This is a genomic window from Rhodanobacter sp. FDAARGOS 1247, assembly GCF_016889805.1.
Lineage (GTDB): Bacteria > Pseudomonadota > Gammaproteobacteria > Xanthomonadales > Rhodanobacteraceae > Rhodanobacter.
Genome location: NZ_CP069535.1, coordinates 2,979,927 through 3,002,364, shown reverse-complemented (window position 1 = coordinate 3,002,364; position 22,438 = coordinate 2,979,927). Strand labels below are relative to the sequence as shown.

Sequence of the window (22,438 nt, the reverse complement as noted above, 5' to 3'; positions counted from 1 at the left end):
CGGCTTAATTCAGGCGTTAGCGTCTACAACAACCAACCTTGCGAGTCTCCACATGTCGGGTTCATTTCTTATGTACAAGCACATGTGGATCGAGAGGAAACTTTCTGATTTTGAGCTGCGAGGCCTATGCGGGGCGCTTGTTCATGACACACCATTTGACCAGCCCCTTAAGCCGTGGCAGTTCGTTAAGCCCACACCTGAAAAGCGCTTTAAAGTTGGTGTCGTTCCACAAGAACCTTTAATTAAGCTTGGCAAAAAGGAGCACATCGACGCCTTTTTTGAGAGCGGGGCACTTCAGCTTGGCTCGTATGCCTACTACAACGCATTTGATCATCCTGAGATCGGCGACAACCAAGAAGGCATCGTCACGTTGTTGGCGAAAACGCCTTTTGGCGTCATTGGTGGCAAGTACGGGTCCGGGTACAACCAACGCATGTTCTGCGTCTCGGTGGGAGACCTCGACCGAAGAACCATGGAGCGGTTTGGTTACGACTCTGGCTTTGTGATCAATAACCCCATGGGGTTCGCCAATGCTGTTGCTGAGTCCATCGGTGCCGCCTCACACACCTTCGGCAGATGCTTGTATCGTCCGCACAAGGCCGTCTTGGGGTTTCCTGGGGACACCGTAAATCGCCATGAAATCTCGCACCGAACCGGAGAGATCGTTGATGCGGCAAAGCACTTCATTAAGTCAGAGCGCTACGCACACCAGAAGGAGTTTCGATTCTTGTGGGAACAGTCGTCCGATGTTAGCGGGGCAGACGTCTTTGACTGTTCGTCGGCGAGGCAATATTGCTCTCCACTGTCGCTGGGTGCGCGCTAACAACTCATTCGAGGCGGACGGCTCCGCCGCCGCTCAATTCCAGCGTTAGCGCTCATGAAGACCTCCATACTAAAGATTGCTTTCCTCATGTTCCTTACGTCGCCATTTGCGGCGCGAGCCGGCGAAACTTGCAGGCTTCTGCCAACATGGCATTCAGTTCCAGAGTCTGCGCGCTCTACGCTTGCCCAAGATATGGGCCCAATCGCGGAGCGCGGTGAAGCCTTCCAATCTACGGATGCGCTCAGCGGCGATGACACTCCCCGGAATCGGTTCTTCGGCGCATGCGTGCAAGGCAATAGACTCGTGGTGGCCATCGAGCGGGGCGGCATCGGCTATGCACTTGAGGTCACAGAATTTGTCGGCGGCAAGAAGATTCGCGAGTGGTACCACACTCTTCCCTCAGGCCCATTTGCACCGGCGTTCGCTGTCCTACCTAGCAAGCGCTAACCACTCATTCGAGGCGGACGGCTTTGCCGCCGCTCAATTCCAGCGTTAGACACTAGATGCGCGGATACGTCCCTAGACCATGGCTCTCTATTTGGCTGCTGCTGGTCCTCACGGCGGGCGTGGTGTTCTCGTTTGCTCGTCAGCAAAGCAGCAATCTCGTTCCTGGCGCATCGTTACTTATGGCCGGGCTGGGCCTCATCTTCGCGGCTGGCATCGTAGGTAGCGCGCGTACGGGCCAGTGGTTTAGCTGGGATGGCCCAGTGATCCCAAGTCGTGCGGAGTGGGTCATTGGGCTCACCGGGGTAGCTTTGTTTCTCGCCCCACTGCTACATGTCTTACTCTTATTTTTGGCCAGCGTCCTTTTCGGGCAACATGTCTAACATCTTGTTCAAGGCGGACGGCTGCGCCGCCGCTTAACTCCAGCGTTAGGCGTCGAGGAGCGTAGGATGCTCGCAACCTTAATTTTCACAGCGGCGCTAGCCTCACTGCCAGCGCGCGAATCAACTTCCACGCCATTTATTAGCCTTCCAGGCTTAACGTCCCAGTTGTGCTTCGAGCGCCGCGAAGACGACGGCTCAATGAATGGTCATCCCAGTACAGTCGGCGTTTACACCAAGCTCGGCGGCTCCATCCCCAATTACAGCGTTACCCTCTCCGGGGGCCAAGCCGCGTGCGTTTTCGTTACGCCGGGGACGTATACAATTCTAGTCAGTTCCAATCAATTTATCGGCCCAATCGGCGATGCTCCCAGCATCCCAAATACACAGAAGTGCCGGTCGCAGCCTTTTCACGCAAGCCTCAAGGCAAAAGAGAGAATCACCCTAAGTGTGCGGCCCGCACGCTTAGCGGCAAACGGTGGCGGCTACAGCGGCTGCGGTTGGGTCATCCAGCCTCGCGGTACGTCGCCTAACAAATCGTCCAAGCGGACGCGCGTACCGCGCGCCGCTTAACTCCAGCGTTAGGCCCCATGCCTCAATTCATCGCCATTGCCACTGGTCTCTGCCTTCTGGGCACACTTGCTGCGGGTATTGCTGTCTCGGCGGCCGCCAAGAAATTTTTTGGCCAGCTCGTTACTCAGCACCCGGAGCTAGTCGACTCATTTCCATCACCTGGCATATTTACTCGCCATGGACCCATTCGACCGTCGTACATGGACTACCTCAAGGCAAAACGTTATTTGCAGCTGCCCGAGCCGGAGTTACAGCGCGGTGGCGCTCGCGTTTGGCTTCTTCTGAATTTGTATGTGGTGCTATTCGTCGGGCTTGTCTTGAGCGCGCTGTGGTGGAGCTATCAGAATAGGGCCTAACATTTCGTTCAAGGCGGACGGCTGCGCCGCCGCTTAACTCCAGCGTTAGAGCCTTTGCAACGATGCCTCTCAATGACCTCAACGAGCTTCTAGCTCAACACACGGGTGACGACGTGGATACCCTTTTAAAGTCAGCATCGTCGAGCCGGAGATACCGGCTGGAGAGGCTGCTTACCGTTGTTTCGGCACTGTTCCTGTCAGTCGCCATTCCTCTCGTTGCGCTGGCTGTCACGCATGCGTACGCGCTCAATCCTTTTTTAAGAGTGGTCATCATTGTTTTCGTGCTCTCAGGTATGTATGCCAGCCTCAGGTTGGTCTTACCAGTCAATAGGTGGCTCCTTCAACGAGCTGTGGTCCGAGCGTTTGCTCATCGGAGCAGTGCGGCCAGGCTCTAACAGTTCGTTCAAGGCGGACGGGACAGTTCCTACGCTTTAGTGGACACCCTGAACTAACTTTTCAGGAGTCCACGACATGCCCAGGTCAGGTCCGCGAACCACCTATCGCTACACCGATCAGTTCAAGGCAACCGCCGTCCGTTTGAGCCAGTTCCCGGGCGTCGCGGTGGGGGATGTTGCCGCGTCGCTTTACATCCAGCCGTTCATGCTGTCTCGTTGGCGCAAACAGGCGCGCGAGGGTTTGATCATGACGAAGGGTGTGGCCGTGGACAAAGAAGTGGCGGCGGAGCTCAAGGAGCTGCGCCAGGTGAAGAAGGCCTACGAGCGGCTGAAGGTCGAGCATGACCTTTTAAAAAAAGCGATCGCGTTCACTTCCCGTCCAAGGCCGACATCTTCGCCTTCATCCGCCAGCAAGGGCAGCACCCGATGAGGCTCCTGTGCCGGCTCTACGGCGTCAGTGCGAGCGGGTACTACGCGTGGCGCGACCGGCCAACCAGCACGCGGAATCGGGAGGATGCGCGGTTGCTTGAGCGCATCCGTCGGGTGCACGACGAAAGCCGGCAGACGTATGGCAGCCCGCGTGTCCATGCCGGCCTGCGGCAGGACGGCGAAGCGGTGGGCCGGCGGCCGCGCCACGTGGTCATTGACAGCCCATGAGCTCCCGACTTTCTTCCTCCGCGACCCTTCCGACCCGGCTCTTCAAGACCCGGCGTGACTGGGCCTCGTGGCTGGGGGCGAACCATGGGAAATCCCCGGGCGTGTGGCTTCAGCTCGCGAAAAAGGTGGCGGGCGTGCAGTCTGTGTCCTATGACGAAGCCATCGAGGTGGCACTCTGCTTTGGCTGGATAGACGGCCAGAAGCAAGCCCACGACGAGCAGTACTGGCTCCAGAAGTTCACCCCGCGGTCCGGCAAGAGTGCCTGGTCGAAGATCAACAAGGCGAAGGCTCTCGCCCTGATCGAAGCGGGAAAGATGGAGCCGGCCGGCTTGCTTGAAGTCGAACGCGCCAGGAAGGATGGGCGCTGGGGCGCCGCGTATGACTCGGCCAGCACCGCGACCGTGCCGGACGACTTTCAGGCTGCCCTGGATGGCAACCCGCGAGCCCGGGAGTTCTTCGACTCGCTCGACGGCCGGAACCGGTATGCCGTGCTGTATCGGATCCAGACTGTCAAAATGGCCGCGACGCGCGAAAGGAAGATTGCGCAGTTCGTGGAAATGTTGGCGCGTCATGAGAAGGTGCATCCGTGACCGACCGCCGCACCCGTACGGGAGTGGTTCGACGTGTTTGACCAGGTGGGTTCTTGGGTGGCGGTCACGGTACGGCTGGATCGCATCGGTGATGTCCCTGGAAGGGATGTCCGCAAAACCCGGGTCAGTGTGAACTTTCGAGCGACTGCTTCGGGTATGGATATCGAAACAGCCGCACCTCATGCCTGCGCAGCCACCCGCAATACCAGCTTCCCCCGATGGCTCCCGTCGAACAGCCGGTTGAGCACCACGGGTGCATTCTCCAGGCCTTCGGCCACGGTCTCTTCGGTCTTCAACTTCCCCTCGCGAATCCACCCGGTGATCGCACCCACCGCTTCCCTGGTCCTGGCGTAATCCAGCACCAGGAAACCGCGCATGCTGAGGCGCTTCATGATGACGGGGCTGAAGTCGTCGCCGGGGCGCTCGGCGCTGTTGTAGCCCGAGATCATGCCGCACAGGGCCACGCGGCCACCGATCACCATCCGTGACAGCACCGCGCGCATCACCTCGCCGCCCACGTTTTCGAAGTTCACGTGGACGCCGTCGGGAGTCGCGGCCTTGAGTTGCTGCTTGAAGTCGGCGGACTTGTAGTCGACGGCGGCATCGAAGCCCAGGTGGTCGACGAGGTGGCGGCATTTGTCGGCGCCGCCGGCGATGCCGACCACGCGGGCGCCCATGATCCTGCCGATCTGGCCGGCGATGGAGCCGACCGAGCCGGCGGCGGCGGAGACGACCAGGGTTTCGCCGGCCTGCACGGGGGCGATGTCGGTGAGGCCGTAGTAGGCGGTGACGCCGCTCATGCCGGCCGCGCCGAGCAGGGTCGGCAGCGGGATGCCGGGATCGGCGGGCAGGCGCACGTAGCCTTTGGCGTCTTCGTGCAGCAGGAGATAGTCCTGCCAGCCGGTGAGGCCCTGCACCAGGTCGCCTTCGGCGTAATGCGCGGAGCGCGATTGCACCACGCGACCCAGGCCGAGCGCGCGCATCACCTCGCCGATCGCCACCGGCGGCAGGTATTGCGGGATGTCGCGCATCCACACGCGGTTGGTCGGGTCCATCGAGAGGTACAGCACGCGCACCAGCACCTCGCCGCCCTGCAAGTCGGGCACGGCCTGTTCGACCAGGTCGAAGTCGTCGCGCGAGACCAGGCCTTCGGGACGGGTTTTCAGGCGCAGTTGGCGATTGATCAGGGGCATGCGGTTCACCGTGGCGGCAGCGGGGCAGGGCGCATTCCACTATACGGCGTCGCGTCGCCGGCCCGGGCGACAACCCCATTGTGCCGGCTGCTGCGTTGGATCCATGGGCGGGATGTGTCGTCCCGTGTTCCACTTACACTGTGCCGGCCACTCGGCATACGGGGAGAAATGCATGCTTGCTCGAATACTCGGTCTGCTGGGTCTGTGGCTGTTGCTGGCGGCGCCATTGCCGGCGCAGGAGGTGCCGCCGCCGTTGCGCGATTGGCAAGGCTGGGTGCTGCACGACGTGCCGCAGCATGATTGTCCGTTCATGGCCAGCCAGATGCCGGGTGTCGGCGGCCGTCAATGCGCCTGGCCGGGTCGCCTGAGCCTGGATGCGGGCAAGGACGGCGGGCGGTTCAGTCTGGACGTGCACGTGGATGCGCCGAGCTGGGTGGCGCTGCCCGGCGATGCGAAGAACTGGCCGCAACAAGTCAGCGCGAACAACCAGCCGGCCACCGTGCTGCAACGTGACGGCCAGCCGATGTTGTGGCTGATGCCGGGCGATTACCAGTTGCGCGGCAGCTTGCCGTGGGTGGCGCGCCCGTCACGGCTGCACGTGCCAGCGGCGATCGGGCTGGTGGCGCTGAGCGTCGATGGCGCGGCGGTAGCCCGCATCGAGCGCAATGGCGAACAGCTCACCCTGGGCGAGGCCGCGGCCGCGCAGCGTGCCGCCGATGCGCTGTCGCTGCGCGTCTATCGACGCCTGGAAGACGGACTGCCGGCCACGCTGCAAACCCAATTGCAGCTCAATGTCACCGGCAGTGCGCGCGAGCAGTCGCTGGGCCCGGTGCTGCCACCGGGTTTTGTCGCCACCGCCTTGTCCGGCGACTTGCCGGCCCGGCTGGAGAATGACGGCCAACTGCGCGTGCAGCTGCGGCCAGGCCAGTGGACGATCACGCTCGCCGCGCGCAGCGTGGCTCCGCTGGCCAGGGTGGCGGTGAAGTTGCCGCCGACGCCGTGGCCGCGGCAGGAAGTCTGGAGCTATGCCGACGATTCCGACCTGCGCAGTACCCGGGTCGAGGGTCATGCCACCGATGCGGCCCAGGCCGGCGTGCCGGGGGAATGGCGCGACCTGCCGGCGTTCGTGCTGGACGACGACGCGGGCTTGGCGATCGAACAGGGTACGCGTGGTGATGAAGGCGGCACGGGCGACCAGCTGCATCTGCGGCGCGAATTGTGGCTGGACTTCGACGGTGGCGGCCTCGGCGTGTCCGACCGGCTGACCGGCGAGCTGCGCCATCACCAGCGGCTGGACGTGGCGGCGCCCTGGCAGTTGCAGCGTGCCAGCCAGGCCGGCGAACCATTGCTGATCAGCACCGGCGAGCACGGTCGCAGCGGCGTCGAGCTGCGCGAGCAGGAGCTTGATCTGGCCGCCGGCCTGCGCCTGCCCGCGCACGGCGGGGTGATTCCCAGTTCCGGCTGGCAGCTGCCGCTGGAAGATATCGATGCCACCTTGCATCTGCCGTACGGCTACCGTCTGCTCGGTGCGCCGGGGGTGGACCGTTCACCCGATTCCTGGGTGGCGCAATGGACCTTGCTTGACCTGTTCGTGGTTGCCCTGATCGCCCTGCTCGCCGGGCGCCTGTTCGGCTGGCCGTGGGCGCTGCTGGCCGCGGCTTTCCTGGCCCTGGCGCAGCATGAAGGCGGCGCGCCGCGCTGGACGCTGGCTGTCGCCCTGGCGCTGACCTTGTTGCTGCGTGCGCTGCCCGAGGGGCGATTGCGCTCCACGGCGCGACTCGGCGCGCTGGCCGGCTTCGCGCTGGCGGTTTTGTGGACGCTGCCGTTCGCCGCGACGCAGTTGCAGTACGCATTGCATCCGCAACTGGAAGGAGGCAGCCAGGCCCGGATGGCCCCGGCGGGTTACGCCGAGCGGGCGGCGAGGGAAGAGGTCTATGCGAGAGCGCAGCAGAAGATGAAACAGCAGGTGGCACCACTGCCACCGCCGCCGGCATCAGCGCCAGTGGTTAGCGAGATGAGTTCGACTGCGCTGTTGGCCCCAGGTGTGGTGTCGCGCGACGACTCAAGCGCAACGCTGAGTGCCGTCACCGTAGCGGGTTCATCGATGCAGAATCTGAGTGGCGGGTCCACCACGGTGCGCAACGACATCGACAGCCGCAGCATCGTCCAGGCCGGTGCCGGCACGCCGCAGTGGAACCAGGGCAACAACTACCAACTCGGCTGGTCCGGCCCGGTGACGACGAGCCAGAGCACCCGGCTGATCATTGCGCCGGCTTGGCTGGTGCGCCTGTTGCGGGTGGCGATGGTCGGCCTGCTGGCCGTCCTGCTGGCCAGGCTGGTCCCGCCGCTGCTGGTGCCGCTGCGCCAGCGCTGGCGCGGCGTGGGCGTGGCCGGCGTCGTGCTGCTGGGCATCGCGCTGCTGCCGGTCGGTCTGCATGCGCAGAGCCTGCCTGACCAGCAACTGCTGAACCAGCTGCGCGGAAGGCTTACCGAGGCGCCGAAGTGCGTGCCGGCCTGCGCCACCGTGGCCCAGGCGCAATTGCAGGCTGCCGGCGACACCCTGGCGGTGGCGCTGGAGACGCACGTCGGCGCGGCGGTGGCCGTTCCGTTGCCGCAGGCCGACGACGGTCTGCAACTGCTCGAGGTCAGCGTGGACGGCCATGCCGATGCGCCGCTCGTGCGCATCGGCGATCAATTGTTTCTGCGCCTGGATCGCGGCGTGCACCGGGTCGGCCTGCGCTACCGCATCGGGTCGACCGACAGCGCCAACCTGCGTTTCGCGCTGCGTCCGCAACACATCGCGTTCGACGGGCAGGGCTGGTCGCTGGCCGGTGTCGACCAGGGCCGGGCGCTGGGCGACAGCGTCGCCTTGCAACGCCTGCGCTCCGCCAGCGACGGCAAGGACTTGCCACCCGCGCAGAGTTTTCCGCCGTACGTGCGGGTGGCCCGCAGCCTGCAATTGGGCATCGACTGGACGGTCGAGAACGTGGTCGAGCGGGTTGCCCCGCAGCAGGGCGGCTTCAGCGTCACGCTGCCGTTGCTGCCGGGCGAGCACCCGGTGGGCGATGACGTGCTGGTGAAGGACGGCCGCATCAACATCACGTTCAACGCGAACAGCCAGAAGGTGCACTGGAGCAGCCGGCTCGACCAGGCCGCGACGCTGACGCTCGAAGCGCCGGCGCTGGGCGAGCGTGCCGAGGTATGGCAGATCCTTGCTGCGCCGATGTGGCATGTGGATGCGAAGGGCGTACCCACCAGCGCCGGTGACGAGGGCCTGCAGTTCCAGCCGCTGCCCGGCGAGAAGTTGCAGTTGACCTTTGCCAAGCCGGCGGCGATCGCCGGCGAAAGCCTGGCATTCGACGGCGTGCAGGTGACCAGCCGGGCCGGTGAACGCGTCAGCGAAACCACGCTGGAACTGCGCGCGCGCAGCACCCGTGGCGGCGAGCACGTGATCGACCTGCCTGCCGGCGCCGAACTGCTGGAAGCGACCCGCGACGAGGATGCCATCAACCTGGCGGTGCGCGACGGCAAGCTCAGCCTGCCGCTGCTGCCTGGCGAACACGTCTACACGTTGCGCCTGCGCGAACCGCATGGCGTCGGCGTGCGCACGCGCACGCCAACGTTCGCGCTGCACGCACCAGTGGCCAATATCGATCTCGACCTGCAGCTGCCGCAGGATCGCTGGGTGGTGTGGACATGGGGGCCGACCACCGGACCGGCCGTGCTGTATTGGTCGCAGCTGGTCGTGCTGCTGCTGGCTGCCTGGTTGCTGGCCCGTTTCGCGCCGACGCCGCTGCGCTTCCGCCACTGGCTGCTGCTGGGGCTGGGCTTTTCCGCGTTCGCCTGGAGCGCCTACGCGCTGGTGGTCTTGTGGCTGATCCTGCTGGGCTTGCGCGCACGCCACGCGCCGGCGGAGAACGCGGACACCACGCGTTTCAACCTGCTGCAGGTCGGGCTGGCTGCGCTTACCGTGCTGGCCCTGCTGGTGTTGGTCGCCGCGGTGCCCAGGGGACTGCTCGGCCTGCCCGACATGCATGTGGCCGGCAACGGCTCGACTGCCGCAAGCCTGCGCTGGTTCGCCGACCAGAGCGCCGGCGTGCTGCCGGGCGGTGGCGTGCTCAGCGTGTCGTTATGGTTCTACAAGCTGGCGATGCTCATCTGGGCGCTGTGGCTGGCCAATGCGCTGATCGGCTGGTTGCAGTGGGCGTTCAAGTCATGGACGCACGGCGGCTACTGGCGCAAGCCGCCGCCGAAGCCGGGCGTGACGCCGCCGCAGCTGCCGCCGAAGCATCCGGAGCCGCCGCATGCCTGATGTACGCCATGCGCTGATGGACGCCACCGCACGGCTCGGCGAGCGCGCCGACGCCGAACTGCTGCTCCTGCACGTGCTGCAGCAGGAGCGCGGCTGGCTGTTCACCCACGCCGACGACGAGCTGGCGACGGACGTCCAGACGGCTTTCCGTCAACTCGTCGCGCGGCGCGAAGCCGGCGAACCGGTGGCCTACCTCACCGGTCGCCGCGGCTTCTGGACGCTGGACCTGGAGGTGACCCCGGCGACCCTGATCCCGCGCCCGGAGACGGAATTGCTGGTCGAGCTCGCCCTTCAGCGACTGCCCGACAGGGCGCCCGTCGAGGTGGTCGACCTGGGCACCGGCAGCGGCGCGATCGCGCTGGCGATCGCCAGCGAACGGCCGCAGGCACGAGTGATCGCCACCGACGCCAGCGCCACCGCCCTGGCGGTGGCAAGGCGCAACGCGCAACGCCACCACCTCGACAACGTCACCTTCGTGCATGGCGACTGGCTGGCACCACTGGCCGGCCAGCAGTTCGAGCTGATCGTCTCCAACCCGCCGTACATCGAAGCCGCCGACCCGCACCTGGCGCAAGGCGACCTTCGCCACGAACCGGCCAGCGCACTGGCCTCGGGCGACGACGGCCTGGACGACATCCGCCGCATCCTCGTCGACGCCCGTCACCACCTGCGCCCCGGCGGATGGCTGCTGTTCGAGCATGGCTGGAACCAGGGTGAAGCGGTGCGCGGATTGCTGGAGCTGGCCGGCTATGCCGACGTGTTCACGGCGCAGGATCTGGAGTCGCGTGATCGGGTCAGCGGCGGACAGTGCTGATCACTCCAGCGCGTGGCGCGAGAAGCGCGCGCGGTAGTCGCCGGGCGACACGCCAAGCCGACGCAGGAATGCGCGCCGCAGCGCCTGTTCGTCGGCATAGCCTGCGGTGGCAGCGACGGTCTTGATCGGCAGCGCGGTCTCTTCCAGGGCGCGACACGCGGCTTCCAGCCGCATCGCATCCACGGTCTTCGCCGGCGTGCGGCCTACGTTGGAGGCATACGTACGAGCGAAGGTGCGTGGACTCATGCCTGCACGTTCGGCCAGCACATCCACGCGCAAGTCATGGCGAAGATGCGCGGCCATCCAGGCATGAAGATCGGTAAAGCGCGCGTCGCCACTCGCCTGAGCCGTCAGCGGTACGCTGAATTGCGACTGGCCACCGGCGCGTTTCACGAACACGACGAGCTCCCGCGCCGTCTCGATGGCGAGGCGGTGGCCGAGGTCTTCCTCGATCAAGGCCAGTGTGAGGTCGATGCCGGCGCTGACGCCGGCCGACGTCCAGATCGGCCCGTCCTTGATGAAGATTCTGTCGGCGTCGACCAGTACGTCGGGATGACGGGCGCGCAATTGTTCCACCCAGTGCCAATGCGTCGCGGCACGGCGGCCGGCCAGCAGGCCCGCTTGCGCCAGCACGAAGGCGCCCGTGCAGACCGACGCCACTCGCCGCACCGACGATGCCGTCTCGCCGATCCACCGGGCCAGTGCGGCAGGTGTCTCGAATCGCGATCCGGCACAGCCGCCCGGAACGATCAAGGTGTCGATCCGTTGGCCACGCAGCGACGCGAAAGTATCGGTATGCACCTGCAACCCGCATCCGGTGGTGATCGCGCCGCCGTCCGCGGAGACCACATGCACGTCATAGCGCTGGCCGGGTTCGACCTGCCGGTTGGCGGTAGCGAGCGCCTGCAGGGGGCCGCTCAGGTCGAGCAGGTTCATGTGGTGATGCGCGGTTACGGCAACCACGCGTGGCGGGCGCGTCGTCATGGCGGTCCTCGTCGAAGAGCTCGTGGCTCCGTAGGCGCTCAAGGATACTCAAAGTCGATCGCAACACCGCGTGCCGTGGAGCGGCCGTAGCGACGATCGAGCGACGCCAGCACGGCGTCGAACACCGGCGCGTCGCGCGTGGCCGTGATCGGCTCAATAGGCTCCTGCGTGCTGGCGAGCTGGGAGTTGTCGGGAAGCCACATCAGCCCAGACGCGCTGCGTATCTGCGGCAGGGGCGACACGCCATAGACCATGCTGCGGCCAGTGCGCGAGTAAGCGTCGGCGGTCAGCGCCAGCGTCACATCGTCAATACCGGGCTGCAACGCCATGCCTAGCCGTGTCACGCGATGAAACCATCGGTTCGTGACATTGATGCGCAGCAGCGCGCCAAGATTGCCTGGATGCGGGTGGAACACGTCGCTGTCGTGTGCCGCCGTCCATGTCGTCACGCCGAACTGCGCGCCGACTTGCGCGGCCCGTTCGCGACCGGCGATCGACTCGAGCAAGGCGAGCGAGGTGGGTATCGCAGCACTGATGCCCGCGCTCGACACCAGCCGGCCGTCCACGACATAGCGCGTGTTGGGCACCCAGGTCGTGTCCGGATAGCTCTTGCGCCGCAGCCCCTCGGTCGCCCAATGCGCTGTCGCGCGGTGACCCTTGAGCAAGCCGCTGTTGGCCACCACGAGCGCGCCATCGCAGATGCTTACCAGGGTTGCCCCCTTCGCATACTGCGCGCGCAGCCACCTCAGCAAATCGGCGTCATCGCGCTTGACCACCGCCGGGACGACGACATAGTCGGCCCCCTTGGGGAAACGCTTATCGAACGCCTTGATGTCCAGCTCCGGCTGCAGGCGCAGTGCCGGGCGCATCGTCATCGAACCGGGCAACGTCGCTACGGCAAACGCATCGACGGCACCCGACCGTTGCAGCACCGCATAGGGAATCACGAAGTCGGTCAGCTCGGTGCCGGCATTTTGGCCCACCACGGCGACGACAGGACGCGCGCGCCCGTGTTGCGGCACGTAGGGCCTGAAGTGTTCGTCAGTAGCGTGCGCTGTTGCGTGCAAGGGAAGGACGAGCAGCGCAGATACGAGCAGTGCGCGAAAAACATGCAGAGGGGGCATGGAACTGCAACCGTCGGGAAAGGATTGCAGTGTGTGATCCGTCGAACCGGCATGTGCGCCATCAACCGATCACTTCCTGCCAATCTGCACGGCCGCAGAACGCCAGGTCGAGCACTCGTCCCCAAGTCCAGGCGGGCGAGTGAAGTTGACGGTTGTCCATTTGTGTGGACTCAGTCGAAGTTGGCTACTTTCCATGATCTTCCATGCAGGAGGTCATGCATGGTCATGCCTCTCGGTCCGGATGGTCAGCGAGCAGGCACCGTTCGCAAGCACCATCTCGTACTCCGCATCCTGATCAATCCTGAGGTTGAGCACACGAAATTTGAGGGCCAGAGCATTGATGGTCGAGTCGTAGGGTTCAACCGTTTCGATCTGTTGCCTGCGCCATGTCCTGAGAGTTCCTCCATGGCAAAGGCAGTGAGGTGACTCATCTCAACATGACGGATCATCCTCGAAGTCCATCCACGCATAACGTTCACCGTCGATGCGTTCCTCGACGGGCTCTTCGCGATGAGATCCTGTCGCAGTGACCCAGAAGCTCGCCTCGGCGCGCAAAAATTCCTGATAGTTACCGGGCAACGTACCTTCGTGTCTTGCCCAACGCAGCTCCCCAGGTTCGAACTGGCTGGCAAGCGGCAAGCCTTGTTTGCCGGCAATGATGCTTTCAATCAGGGGGAGCAACTCACGGTGAATTCCATACGGATCGTCCGGCGGTACATCTTGCTTGATGATCTGACGAACCAGCCTTGCCTCACGCAGCAAACGCACCTCGTCGACCTCGCTGAAGCTCCAGCCATTCTTTTCATCCAGTTTGACTAATCTTCTATGCATGGCGTGATTCCTAGGGAAACTTTATGCCGGTACGGCTTGGTGCATTGAATGAGCTGCGATCGGTAAGAAGCGTTTGTACCTTGCCGCCACTCTGTGCCCAGCCATTTTGGGTTGTGGGGGCAATGCGTGATGTATAGGACATGCTTGGCCGGATGGCTGTTATCTGTACAACATCAAATTCCCCGACCTGCTGGCTTTCGAGTGGAAGTCCAAGACAATCACCGATTTGATCCGCGTTCAAGCCGCGCAAGGATTCCATCTCCCTCTTGCTCATCCAAAATTCCGAGTTGGGTCCTGGCATCGAATTCTTCGGTACCACTTTGTAGAATTTGTCACCTGTTTCAACGGGATTGGGCAATGGTCGTGTTGAGCCGCTTTCCATAAGCTGCCTAGTCTTCAGGATTGCTTCGTCACGGGTGAACCCCTGCTTTTCGTACTGAGCGACCATGCTGCGCCCTTCGGGTGTGAGCATGGGGTTTTCGTTTATTCCATGCGTTTTGTATGTGCGAAATCCGTCGGGAGCTGGTTTTCCTCCGGACTTCTCCGTGACATTCCTTGGCTCTGGCGCTCTTTTGGGGCTGGGAGGATTGCGCGGTCTGGATGCGACTGCAATGTCGTTGGAGCTTTCGCGTGTCGTTTGCAAGATTCCTTCGCGCAGCCGCGGCTCTGCCTTCAGCCTCCCCTCATTCCTCACCATCCAGTCCGCGAACTTCGGTCCCATCCGGCTGCTGCGGACGCCTTCGGCCAGTTGGCCCATGTCGCCGCGGCCCTTGGCCAGGTAGGCGAGGATGCCCATCAGCAGGAGGACGAACATGGCGACGTGGGCGCGGGCGATTTTTTCGGCGGCGTGCTGGATCGCGAAGCGGTCGACGCGGATGGGTTGCTGCGGCAGCGGTGACGGGGAGGCGGCGGACCAGGCCAGGCGGATGCCGTCCCAGTAGGCGCGGGCGATGTCGGGCATGTCCCGCACGATGTATTCGCTGAGCGCCCTGAGCCCCATGAAGATGAGGATCCATTCGCCCATCTGCGCGCCGGCCGCCGCGCCGATGACGACTCCCGGGGCGGCGCCGACGCCCACGCCGAACACGCCGCCGGCGACGCCGCCGATGAGTGCGCCGCCGCCGGTGCTGGTCAGCATCACGATCAGGCATTGGCGCAGCACGGCGACGATGTCGTTGACGACGGCGTCGAGGTCGAGATGCTGGAAGTCGCGAAGGATGCGATAGACCGCCAGGCCTTCGGAAAGCGTGATGGCAAGCTGGAGGGCATCGGCCCGCGCGGAGATCAGTCTGGCTTCATTGCGGGCGCCGGATATCTGGCGGCCTGCCCAGCGCTCGAGCTGGTTCCATGAGTCCTGTATCGACGTGGCCAACGGCATCGCAACTCCTTCCCTGGAGGTTTTCTTCAAAGCTCAACGCAGCGTAATCGTGGCGGGGCTCGCGGGCAGTAAGGCATCGCCGGCGATGGCCAGCGATGTGCGCCACGTCACATTGGGCGACCGGTGTGAGGCGGTGTCAGCCGGTGCTGGCCATGCTGCCCGCGCACAGCGTCGGGAAGCGCGCATGGATCGCGTGGCGGATGCCGGGCAGGTCCAGCCCGGCCATCGTCAGCACTTCCTCGCGGCTGCCGTGTTCCAGATAGACGTCTGGAAGGCCAAGATGCAGGATCGGCTGGGCGATGCCGTGGGCGGCCAGGCATTCGGCCACGGCCGAGCCGGCGCCGCCGGCGACCGCGTTGTCTTCCAGGGTGACGAAGGCGTCGTGGGTCTTCGCCAGCTCCACGATCATCGCCTCGTCCAGCGGCTTCACGAAACGCATGTTGACCAGGGTCGCGTCGAGCTCGGCGGCGATCGTGCTGGCGGCGGGCAGCATCGCGCCGAAACTGAGCAGGGCCAGGCCGTGGCCGCGGCGACGCAGGTCGGCCTTGCCGATCGGCAAGGTGTCGAGCTGCTCGCTGATGGCGACACCGGGACCGGTGCCGCGCGGGTAGCGGATCGCGGCGGGCCCGGTGTACTGGAAGCCGGTGGAAAGCATCGCGCGGCATTCGTTTTCGTCGGCGGGCGCCATGATCACGAAGTTGGGCAGGCAGCGCAGGAAAGAGAGATCGAAGCTGCCCGAATGCGTCGCGCCGTCCGGGCCGACCACGCCGGCGCGGTCGATCGCGAAGGTGACGTCGAGGTTCTGCAGCGCCACGTCGTGGATGGCCTGGTCGTAGGCGCGCTGCAGGAAGGTGGAATAGATCGCCACGACGGGCTTGGCGCCTTCGCAGGCCATGCCGGCGGCCAGCGTCACCGCGTGCTGCTCGGCGATCGCCACGTCGAAGTAGCGGTCCGGGTACTCCTTCGAGAACCGAACCAGGCCGGAACCTTCGCGCATCGCCGGGGTGATCGCCAGCAGGCGCGGGTCGGCCGCGGCCTGGTCGCACAGCCAGTTGCCGAAGATGTCGGTATAGGTGGGCTTGGCTGGCGTGTTCTTTTTCACCAGGCCGGCCTGCGGGTCGAACGGACCGACCGCGTGGTATTCGATCTGCGCCTCTTCGGCCGGGGCGTAGCCCTTGCCCTTGGTGGTGATCACGTGCAGCAGCTGCGGGCCGGGCAGGTTCTTCACCGTGCGCAGCGCCTGCAGCAACTGCGGCATGTTGTGGCCGTCGATCGGGCCGGTGTAGTGGAAGCCCAGTTCCTCGAACAAGGTGGAGGGCACGAACATACCCTTGGCATGTTCTTCCCAGCGTTTGAAGAAGCGGCCCATGAATGACTGCTTGGGGATCGCCCGCTTGGCCCGCTCGCGCAGCTGGTTCAGGCGGCGGCTGGCCATCGCGCGGGCCATCATCTTGGTCATCGCGCCGACGTTCTCGCTGATCGACATGCCGTTGTCGTTGAACACCACCAGCATGTCCGGTTCCACGTCGCCGCCGTGGTTCAGCGCTTCGAACGCCATGCCGGCGGTCATCGCGCCGTCGCCGATCACCGCCACCACCTTGCGGTGGTCGCCCTTGCGCTGCGCGGCGATCGCCATGCCCAGCGCGGCGGAAATCGAGGTCGACGAATGGCCGACGCCGAAGGTGTCGTACTCGCTTTCCTCGCGGCGCGGGAACGGCGCCAGGCCGTCCTTCTTCTTGATCGTGGTGATGCGGTCGCGGCGGCCGGTGAGGATCTTGTGCGGGTAGCACTGATGACCCACGTCCCATACCAGGCGATCGTTCGGGGTATCGAATTCGTGGTGCAGGGCCACGGTGAGCTCGACCACGCCCAGGCCCGCGCCGAAGTGGCCGCCGGAACTGGCGACCGACTCGATCAGGAACTGTCGCAGCTCGTCGGCGACGGCGGGCAGCTCGTCATCGGGTACGCGGCGCAGATCGGCTGGTGCCTCGATCGCGGCCAGATGGGGATAGCGGGAAAGGTCGGTCATCTGCGTATTGTTGGCCCAGCGGCGGGGCGGGGCAAGGGCGAAGCCGTGAAGAATGCAGCCCGGCAGCGGTCCGAAACCTGCACATCCGGCATACGGCGGGCGTTGCATGCTGGGTCAGGTTCCCTTCGGAAAGTCGCTCCATGGCCAGTCTCTCGCAGTCCTTTCGTCGTTTTGCGGAAGCCACCGCCCGCCATTCCGGTCGGCCGGCAACCTTCCTGTGCGCCGCGCTGATCGTGGTGATCTGGGCCGCCAGCGGGCCCTTGTTCGATTTTGGCGACACCTGGCAGCTGGTGATCAACACCGGCACCACGATCATCACCTTCCTGATGGTGTTCCTGATCCAGAACAGCCAGAACCGCGACAGCGCGGCGCTGCAGATCAAGCTGGATGAACTGATCCGCGCCACGGCGGCCCACAACAGCCTGCTCGACCTTGAGGATGTCGACGAGGAAACGCTGGAGCGCATTCGCGAGAACTATCGCAAGCTGGCCAGCCAGCGCGAACAGCAGGCCCGTCGCGAAGGCGCCGACCGGCAGGCTGAAAAGCGGGAGGAGGCCGGCGAGGCCTGCGAAGAGGTCAGGGAGATCGATCGGGAGCTGAAGGAAAATCGCGCCACGCGCGCCTGCGAGAGCGAGGCCAAGGGTGAAGCCGCGGCGAAAGGCTAGGCGTATTCCGCGATGGCACGCCGGTCACGGGGCAGCCGGCTGACCAGGAATTCCATCTGGTCGGCCAGGATGTTGCGATTGGACAGGATCAGGTGTTCGACCCAGCTCGGCCGGTACGGTACCGCCAGCAACGGCATGTTGGCCTGCTGCGGGGTGCGGTTGCTCTTCTTCAGGTTGCAGGCCAGGCAGGCGCTGACCACGTTCTCCCACTCGTCCTTGCCCTGCCTGGATATGGGCATGACGTGGTCGCGGGTGAGGTCGGCGCGGCTGAAATGCTCGCCGCAGTACAGGCAGATGTGCCGGTCGCGGGCGAACAGCGCGGTGTTGGTCAGCGCCGGGGCTGGATCAATCGCGTGCTCGCGGCAGCGGCCGGTGCTGGCGATGATCGGATGGAGTTGCAGCAGGCTTTGCGCCCCCAGCAGCCGATTGTGGCCGCCGTGGACGGTGAGGCAGGGGTCGCCAAGCGTCCAGGCCACCGCATCGCGGACATACAGGCAAACCGCCTCCTGCCAGCTGATCCAGTCGAGGATGCGGCCGGCGGCGTCCAGCGACAATACGCGCGTCGCGTTGATATCGGCGCGACTTGGCACTTCCATCAGCATGTAAATCATCCTTCAGCCAGGGGCGTCGAAAGATCGTTCAGGCAATGCGTGCAGCCAGTCTGCGGCCAGCATAGAACAATTTCGTTGCAATCCGCATGCTTGGCCTCCGCCAGCGCCTTCCCGGGGGCAGTCGCCCGGACGCCCGCAGCACTGTTATGATCGCCAGTCAACACAGACCCTACGCCGGGTTTGGTAGGGGCGCTTGGTGGTGACCCGGCACGGCGATGGGCAGAGGTGAACAACGTGGCTGAAGTTCTGTTCTACGAGAATCCGGTTCCGCTGAACCGCAATGAACACAAAGATCTGCGCATGAAGGTCGTGCCGAACGTCAAGTTCGCCATGAATGCCCATTCGGTGCCGCTGACCGGCGTGGAGTTCGGCCTTGCCGCGCGCGACATGCTGATCGTGTTTGCCGGTTCCAGCGTCGCCGACGCCGGCCCGGTCGCCCTGCTGGGCCTGCGCCAGAACGAAAACCTCTATGTCGACGCCGAAGGTCATTGGGCGCCGGACACCTACGTCCCCGCATTCGTGCGTCGCTATCCGTTCGTGCTGGCCGAGAAGCCGGCCGGCCAGGAAGGCGATGACTTCACCGTGTTCCTCGACGAGAAGTACGAAGGCTTCAACACCACCGAAGGCGAACGTCTGTTCAAGGAAGACGGCACCGATACGGAACTGTTGACCAATGCCGTGGGTTTCCTGGGAGACTTCCAGCAGAACGTGGCGCGCACGCGCTGGTTCATGCAGCAGCTCAACAAGCATGAGCTGCTGGAGCCGCGCAACGTGCAGCTGCAGAAGCAGGGCAAGGACGGCGCCCAGGGCAAGTCGATCAACCTCAATGGCCTGTTCGTGGTCAACGAGGAAAAACTGCGCGCGCTGGACGAGAAGACCACCCACGAATTCCTGCGCGAAGGCGTGCTCGGCTGGGCCTATGCCCACCTGCTGTCGCTGACCAACATCGACCGCCTCGCCCATCGCCTCGACGTGCGCGAGCAGGCCGAGGAAGCCGCGGGCAAGACCACCAACTGATCATCGCTGCAATCAGCGCCGGATCATGAAGAAGCCGCCTGCGGGCGGCTTCTTCGCATGCGTGCTCAGCGCACCGGCTTGGCCAGCCGCAGCAGGTCGGTGGCGTAGCCGGCCGCTTCGTACAGGGCGCGGGCGCGTTCGTTGCCCGGAAACACCGCCAGCGTCACCAGCTGGCACTGGTGTTCGCTGGCCCAGGCCTCGGCATGCGCGAGCAACAGCTTGCCCACGCCGCGCCCCTCGTGCGATGGCGCCACCGCGATATCCGAGACATGGCAGTTGCTGCGTCCGGTGAAGAAATCGGTGGTGCGCTGCAGGTGGATGAAGCCGGCGCGTTCGCCATCGGTGTCCTCGGCCACGAACAGGTAGCTGTTCGGTGGCTGGTCTTCCAGATGGCGCAGCAGGTCATTGCGGATGCCCTCGATGCATTCGTGGCGGCGTCGCCACGGCGGCAGCGTGAAATCCGTGAATCGCGGCACCTGTTCGAGGATGAAGTCATCGTCCTCTTCTTCGGCCAGACGGATCATCAGGGTGGAGTCGCTCATGGGAGTCGATCGCGGGCAGGACGGGACTTGCCGTTTCTACACCCTGGATCGTCGCCGTGGTAGTCCCGCCGGGCATGGGTATATCTTGCGGGGAATGCCCGTCGTCACGGACTTCATCCGTCGATGTCGAAACCGCCACGCAGGAGCGTCATCCATGTCGACCACCCGCCGCATCCACATCCGGTCATCCGCTGATCCGGCTCTTGCCCAGGGCATGCGCGACATCCGGGACGACCTGAAACTGCCGTCGGCGTTTCCGCCGGAGGTCGAGGCGGCGGCCAGCGCGGCGGCGGCGAACCCCCGCTGGCCCGAGCTCGATCGCAGCGAGATCGCCCTGGTCACCATCGACCCCGCCGGTGCGATGGACCTGGACCAGGCAATGCATGTGGAGCGCACCGACGGCGGCTACCGCGTGCACTATGCGATTGCCGATGTCGCGGCCTTCGTCAGCGCGGGCGATCCGATCGACCTGGAAGCGCATCGGCGCGGCGAGACCCTGTACGGGGCGGAGAGCAAGATTCCGCTACACCCGAAGGTGCTGTCCGAGGATGCGGCCTCGCTGCTGCCGGACCAGCTGCGTCCCGCGCTGTTGTGGACGATCGAGCTGGATCACACCGGCGAAGGCATCGCCGTCGACGTGCGTCGCGCGAAGGTGCGCAGTCGGGCCAGGCTCGACTACGAAGGCGTGCAGCGACAGATCGACGCCGGTGCGGCCGACCCGATGTGGGCGGTGCTGCGCGAGATCGGCGAACTGCGTCGGCAGCGCGAGGTATCGCGGGGCGGCGTGAGCCTGCCGCTGCCGGAACAGGAAGTCAGCGTGGAAGACGGGCAGTGGAAGCTGGCCTTCCGCGGTCGCCTGGCGGTGGAGGATTGGAACGAGCAGATCTCGCTGCTGACCGGCATGGCGGCGGCCTACCTGATGGTGCAGGCCAAGGTGGGCATCCTGCGCACGTTGCCGCCGCCCGATCCGCACGCGATCGCGCGGCTGCGCATCACGGCGCGGGCACTGGCCATCGACTGGCCCGACGCGCTGGACTATCCCGGTTTCATCCGCTCGCTGGACCCTGCCAGCGACGTGCACGTGGCGATGCTCACCGCCTGCACCAGCGTGCTGCGGGGCGCCGGCTACGCCGCGTTCAACGGCACCCTGCCCGGACAGTCGATGCACTCGGCGCTGGCCGCGCAGTATGCCCACGCCACCGCGCCGCTGCGGCGGCTGGTCGACCGCTACAGCGGCGAGATCTGCGTAGCGCTGTGCGCGAAGCAGCCGGTACCGGCATGGGCGCTGGCCGCGCTGCCAGATCTGCCGGCCACGATGCAGACCTCCGGCCATCGCGCCGGCCAGTACGAAAGCGCCGTGCTCAACCTGGCCGAAGCCGTGGTGCTGGCGCCGCGGGTGGGCGAAGTGTTCCCCGGGGCGATCGTCGAAGTGGCCCGCGACGATCCGCGCAAGGGCACGGTGATCGTGCGCGAGCCGGCGATCGAGGCCAGTGTGTCCGGCAGCGCCGCCTTGCCGCTGGGAGCTGACGTCCGGGTGAGCCTGGTCGAGGCCGACCCGGTCCGGCGGGTGACGCGCTTCGCGCTGGGCAGCTGAGCAAGGCTCCCGAGTCGATCACGGCGCGCGTTCGCGGATGGCCCGCGAGAAGTCGTCCGTCGCCCGCGTGCCTCTCGCCCGGTCGGTGATCCGGCTGCGTTCGCGCAGGACGTCCACCGTCACGCTGCGATCCACCGCGCCCACCTCGTGCAGGTATTCCGGCAGGTAGCCGGTGAACAGCAGGCGGAAATCCCACGGCAGGCGCGGCTCGATCTGGCGGGCCATGTGGTAGACGATCGTGGTGCAGTTGGAGGTGAGCGTGTTGTAGAACGCCGGCGTCGTCGCCAGCCGGTTGGCGGCGTGCACGTAGGACAGGAACAGCGCACGCATCGCGGGCTTGCCCATGCGCAGCGGGTACAGGTAGTCGTCTTCGCCGCGCACGTTGGTGCGCACACGGATGATGTCGTGTTCGTCGGCCGCCACCAGGGTGGTCTCGAACTGTTTGAAGAAGCCGCCGATCGCCGAATACTGCTCGCCCCGTTCGCGGCGGATCTCCACCGAGAACACCACGTGGCGACCGTCGTCGAAGCCGAACGAGATCATTGCGTGGGCGATCGCCTGGCTGCCCCAGTACGACAGCACGGCGTCGGCGGTGACGAGGTGGTCGAGGTCGTAGCGACGGGTTTCCCAATGCGCGTCGTAGTCGGTGTCGGCGCGCCAGGCGAAGTCGCGCACGTTGTCCAGCACGACCTGGTTGCCCTCGATGCGGCCCGTGAGCGGGCGCGAGACGTCGTCGGCCCAGTCGCGCAGATTGGATGGTGCAATGCCGCTCCACCAGAGCAGCAGCAACGCGTACAGCACCAGGTAGATTCCCGGCGGAAGCCAGCTGCGGCGGCTGACCGCGACACCTGCCAGCACGATCACCACCAGCGACCAGGTCACGCTGCCGAGGATCTTCACCACGGTGCCGCCCGGCAGCTGGTACCACAGCGCCAGCGCGCCCCACGCGCCCGAACCCAGGCTGGCCAGGGCGAGCAGGCCGAACAGCAGCATCCGCGCGATCATCCTGATTCTCTGCTTCATCACGTCTCGTGCCAGGGCAGGATTCGCCAGCGCGAACGGCATGCAGCGACCGTAGCCACCCGGACTGGCGAAAAAAGAAAGCCGTAGGGCCTGCCTTCCTCGC

At 65.1% G+C, this 22,438-nt stretch carries 17 protein-coding genes and 2 pseudogenes; 10 read left to right on the top strand and 9 right to left on the bottom strand.

Annotation, left to right across the window (positions count from 1 at the left end; all coding sequences use genetic code 11):
• The first annotated feature begins 52 nt into the window (after window positions 1–52).
• The 5 genes and pseudogenes from I6J77_RS13670 to I6J77_RS13650 all read left to right on the top strand — a co-directional run bounded on the left by I6J77_RS13670 (window position 53) and on the right by I6J77_RS13650 (window position 4,218).
• Entirely contained in the window at window positions 53–823 is a 771-nt protein-coding gene (locus I6J77_RS13670; protein ID WP_204109416.1) for a hypothetical protein, read from the top strand.
• Between the two features lie 1,414 nt (window positions 824–2,237).
• Entirely contained in the window at window positions 2,238–2,576 is a 339-nt protein-coding gene (locus I6J77_RS13665; protein ID WP_204109415.1) for a hypothetical protein, read from the top strand.
• 471 nt (window positions 2,577–3,047) lie between these two features.
• On the top strand, window positions 3,048–3,401 hold the full coding sequence (locus tag I6J77_RS13660) for a transposase (RefSeq protein ID WP_204109414.1): 354 nt from the start codon (window positions 3,048–3,050) through the stop codon (window positions 3,399–3,401).
• A pseudogene (locus I6J77_RS17815) lies at window positions 3,395–3,562 on the top strand (IS3 family transposase); the annotation flags it as partial. The gene I6J77_RS13660 and the pseudogene I6J77_RS17815, both read left to right, overlap by 7 nt.
• A gap of 62 nt (window positions 3,563–3,624) precedes the next feature.
• Window positions 3,625–4,218, top strand: a complete 594-nt coding sequence (locus I6J77_RS13650) for a YdeI family protein (RefSeq protein WP_204109412.1) — start codon at window positions 3,625–3,627, stop codon at window positions 4,216–4,218.
• Window positions 4,219–4,397: 179 nt separating this feature from the next.
• Here I6J77_RS13650 and I6J77_RS13645 read toward each other — a convergent pair whose 3' ends face one another.
• A complete protein-coding gene (locus I6J77_RS13645; RefSeq protein ID WP_204109411.1) occupies window positions 4,398–5,411 on the bottom strand; it encodes an NADP-dependent oxidoreductase in 1,014 nt (337 codons plus the stop codon).
• A gap of 172 nt (window positions 5,412–5,583) precedes the next feature.
• On the opposite strand from I6J77_RS13645, the gene I6J77_RS13640 reads away from it, so the two are divergent.
• Together I6J77_RS13640 and prmC are read left to right on the top strand one after the other, a co-directional pair.
• Complete coding sequence (locus I6J77_RS13640; RefSeq protein ID WP_204109410.1) at window positions 5,584–9,723, top strand: hypothetical protein; 4,140 nt, start codon at window positions 5,584–5,586, stop codon at window positions 9,721–9,723.
• A complete protein-coding gene (gene prmC / locus I6J77_RS13635; RefSeq protein ID WP_204109409.1) occupies window positions 9,716–10,537 on the top strand; it encodes a peptide chain release factor N(5)-glutamine methyltransferase in 822 nt (273 codons plus the stop codon). The genes I6J77_RS13640 and prmC overlap by 8 nt, the downstream gene beginning before the upstream one ends.
• Here the strand turns inward: prmC and I6J77_RS13630 are convergent, their stop codons facing one another.
• The 5 genes from I6J77_RS13630 to dxs all read right to left on the bottom strand — a co-directional run bounded on the left by I6J77_RS13630 (window position 10,538) and on the right by dxs (window position 16,883).
• Window positions 10,538–11,473, bottom strand: a complete 936-nt coding sequence (locus I6J77_RS13630; RefSeq protein WP_239308994.1) for a GlxA family transcriptional regulator — start codon at window positions 11,471–11,473, stop codon at window positions 10,538–10,540.
• A gap of 86 nt (window positions 11,474–11,559) precedes the next feature.
• Window positions 11,560–12,645: a DJ-1/PfpI family protein gene (locus tag I6J77_RS13625; RefSeq protein ID WP_204109407.1), complete on the bottom strand. Its 1,086-nt coding sequence runs from the start codon at window positions 12,643–12,645 to the stop codon at window positions 11,560–11,562.
• A gap of 432 nt (window positions 12,646–13,077) precedes the next feature.
• Window positions 13,078–13,476, bottom strand: a complete 399-nt coding sequence (locus I6J77_RS13620; RefSeq protein WP_204109406.1) for a hypothetical protein — start codon at window positions 13,474–13,476, stop codon at window positions 13,078–13,080.
• Window positions 13,477–13,486: 10 nt separating this feature from the next.
• Complete coding sequence (locus I6J77_RS13615; RefSeq protein WP_204109405.1) at window positions 13,487–14,854, bottom strand: DUF6861 domain-containing protein; 1,368 nt, start codon at window positions 14,852–14,854, stop codon at window positions 13,487–13,489.
• Between the two features lie 136 nt (window positions 14,855–14,990).
• Complete coding sequence (gene dxs, locus I6J77_RS13610; RefSeq protein ID WP_204109404.1) at window positions 14,991–16,883, bottom strand: 1-deoxy-D-xylulose-5-phosphate synthase; 1,893 nt, start codon at window positions 16,881–16,883, stop codon at window positions 14,991–14,993.
• Between the two features lie 140 nt (window positions 16,884–17,023).
• Between dxs and I6J77_RS13605 the strand changes: the two are divergent.
• A pseudogene (locus I6J77_RS13605) lies at window positions 17,024–17,374 on the top strand (low affinity iron permease family protein); the annotation flags it as partial.
• A 170-nt stretch (window positions 17,375–17,544) separates the two neighbouring features.
• Here the strand turns inward: I6J77_RS13605 and I6J77_RS13600 are convergent.
• Window positions 17,545–18,150, bottom strand: coding sequence for an HNH endonuclease (locus tag I6J77_RS13600; protein WP_056715710.1), 606 nt, complete (start codon window positions 18,148–18,150; stop codon window positions 17,545–17,547).
• 243 nt (window positions 18,151–18,393) lie between these two features.
• Here I6J77_RS13600 and I6J77_RS13595 point away from each other — a divergent pair, with 243 nt between their 5' ends.
• Complete coding sequence (locus I6J77_RS13595; RefSeq protein ID WP_239308992.1) at window positions 18,394–19,176, top strand: SapC family protein; 783 nt, start codon at window positions 18,394–18,396, stop codon at window positions 19,174–19,176.
• A 65-nt stretch (window positions 19,177–19,241) separates the two neighbouring features.
• Here the strand turns inward: I6J77_RS13595 and I6J77_RS13590 are convergent, their stop codons facing one another.
• On the bottom strand, window positions 19,242–19,718 hold the full coding sequence (locus I6J77_RS13590; protein ID WP_056768408.1) for a GNAT family N-acetyltransferase: 477 nt from the start codon (window positions 19,716–19,718) through the stop codon (window positions 19,242–19,244).
• 154 nt (window positions 19,719–19,872) lie between these two features.
• Between I6J77_RS13590 and I6J77_RS13585 the strand changes: the two genes are divergently transcribed.
• On the top strand, window positions 19,873–21,312 hold the full coding sequence (locus tag I6J77_RS13585) for an RNB domain-containing ribonuclease (RefSeq protein WP_204109401.1): 1,440 nt from the start codon (window positions 19,873–19,875) through the stop codon (window positions 21,310–21,312).
• An 18-nt stretch (window positions 21,313–21,330) separates the two neighbouring features.
• Here I6J77_RS13585 and I6J77_RS13580 read toward each other — a convergent pair whose 3' ends face one another.
• Window positions 21,331–22,335 carry a DUF4105 domain-containing protein gene (locus I6J77_RS13580; RefSeq protein WP_239308990.1) on the bottom strand — a complete coding sequence of 335 codons (1,005 nt, stop codon included), beginning with the start codon at window positions 22,333–22,335 and terminating at the stop codon, window positions 21,331–21,333.
• Between the last annotated feature and the right edge of the window lie 103 nt (window positions 22,336–22,438).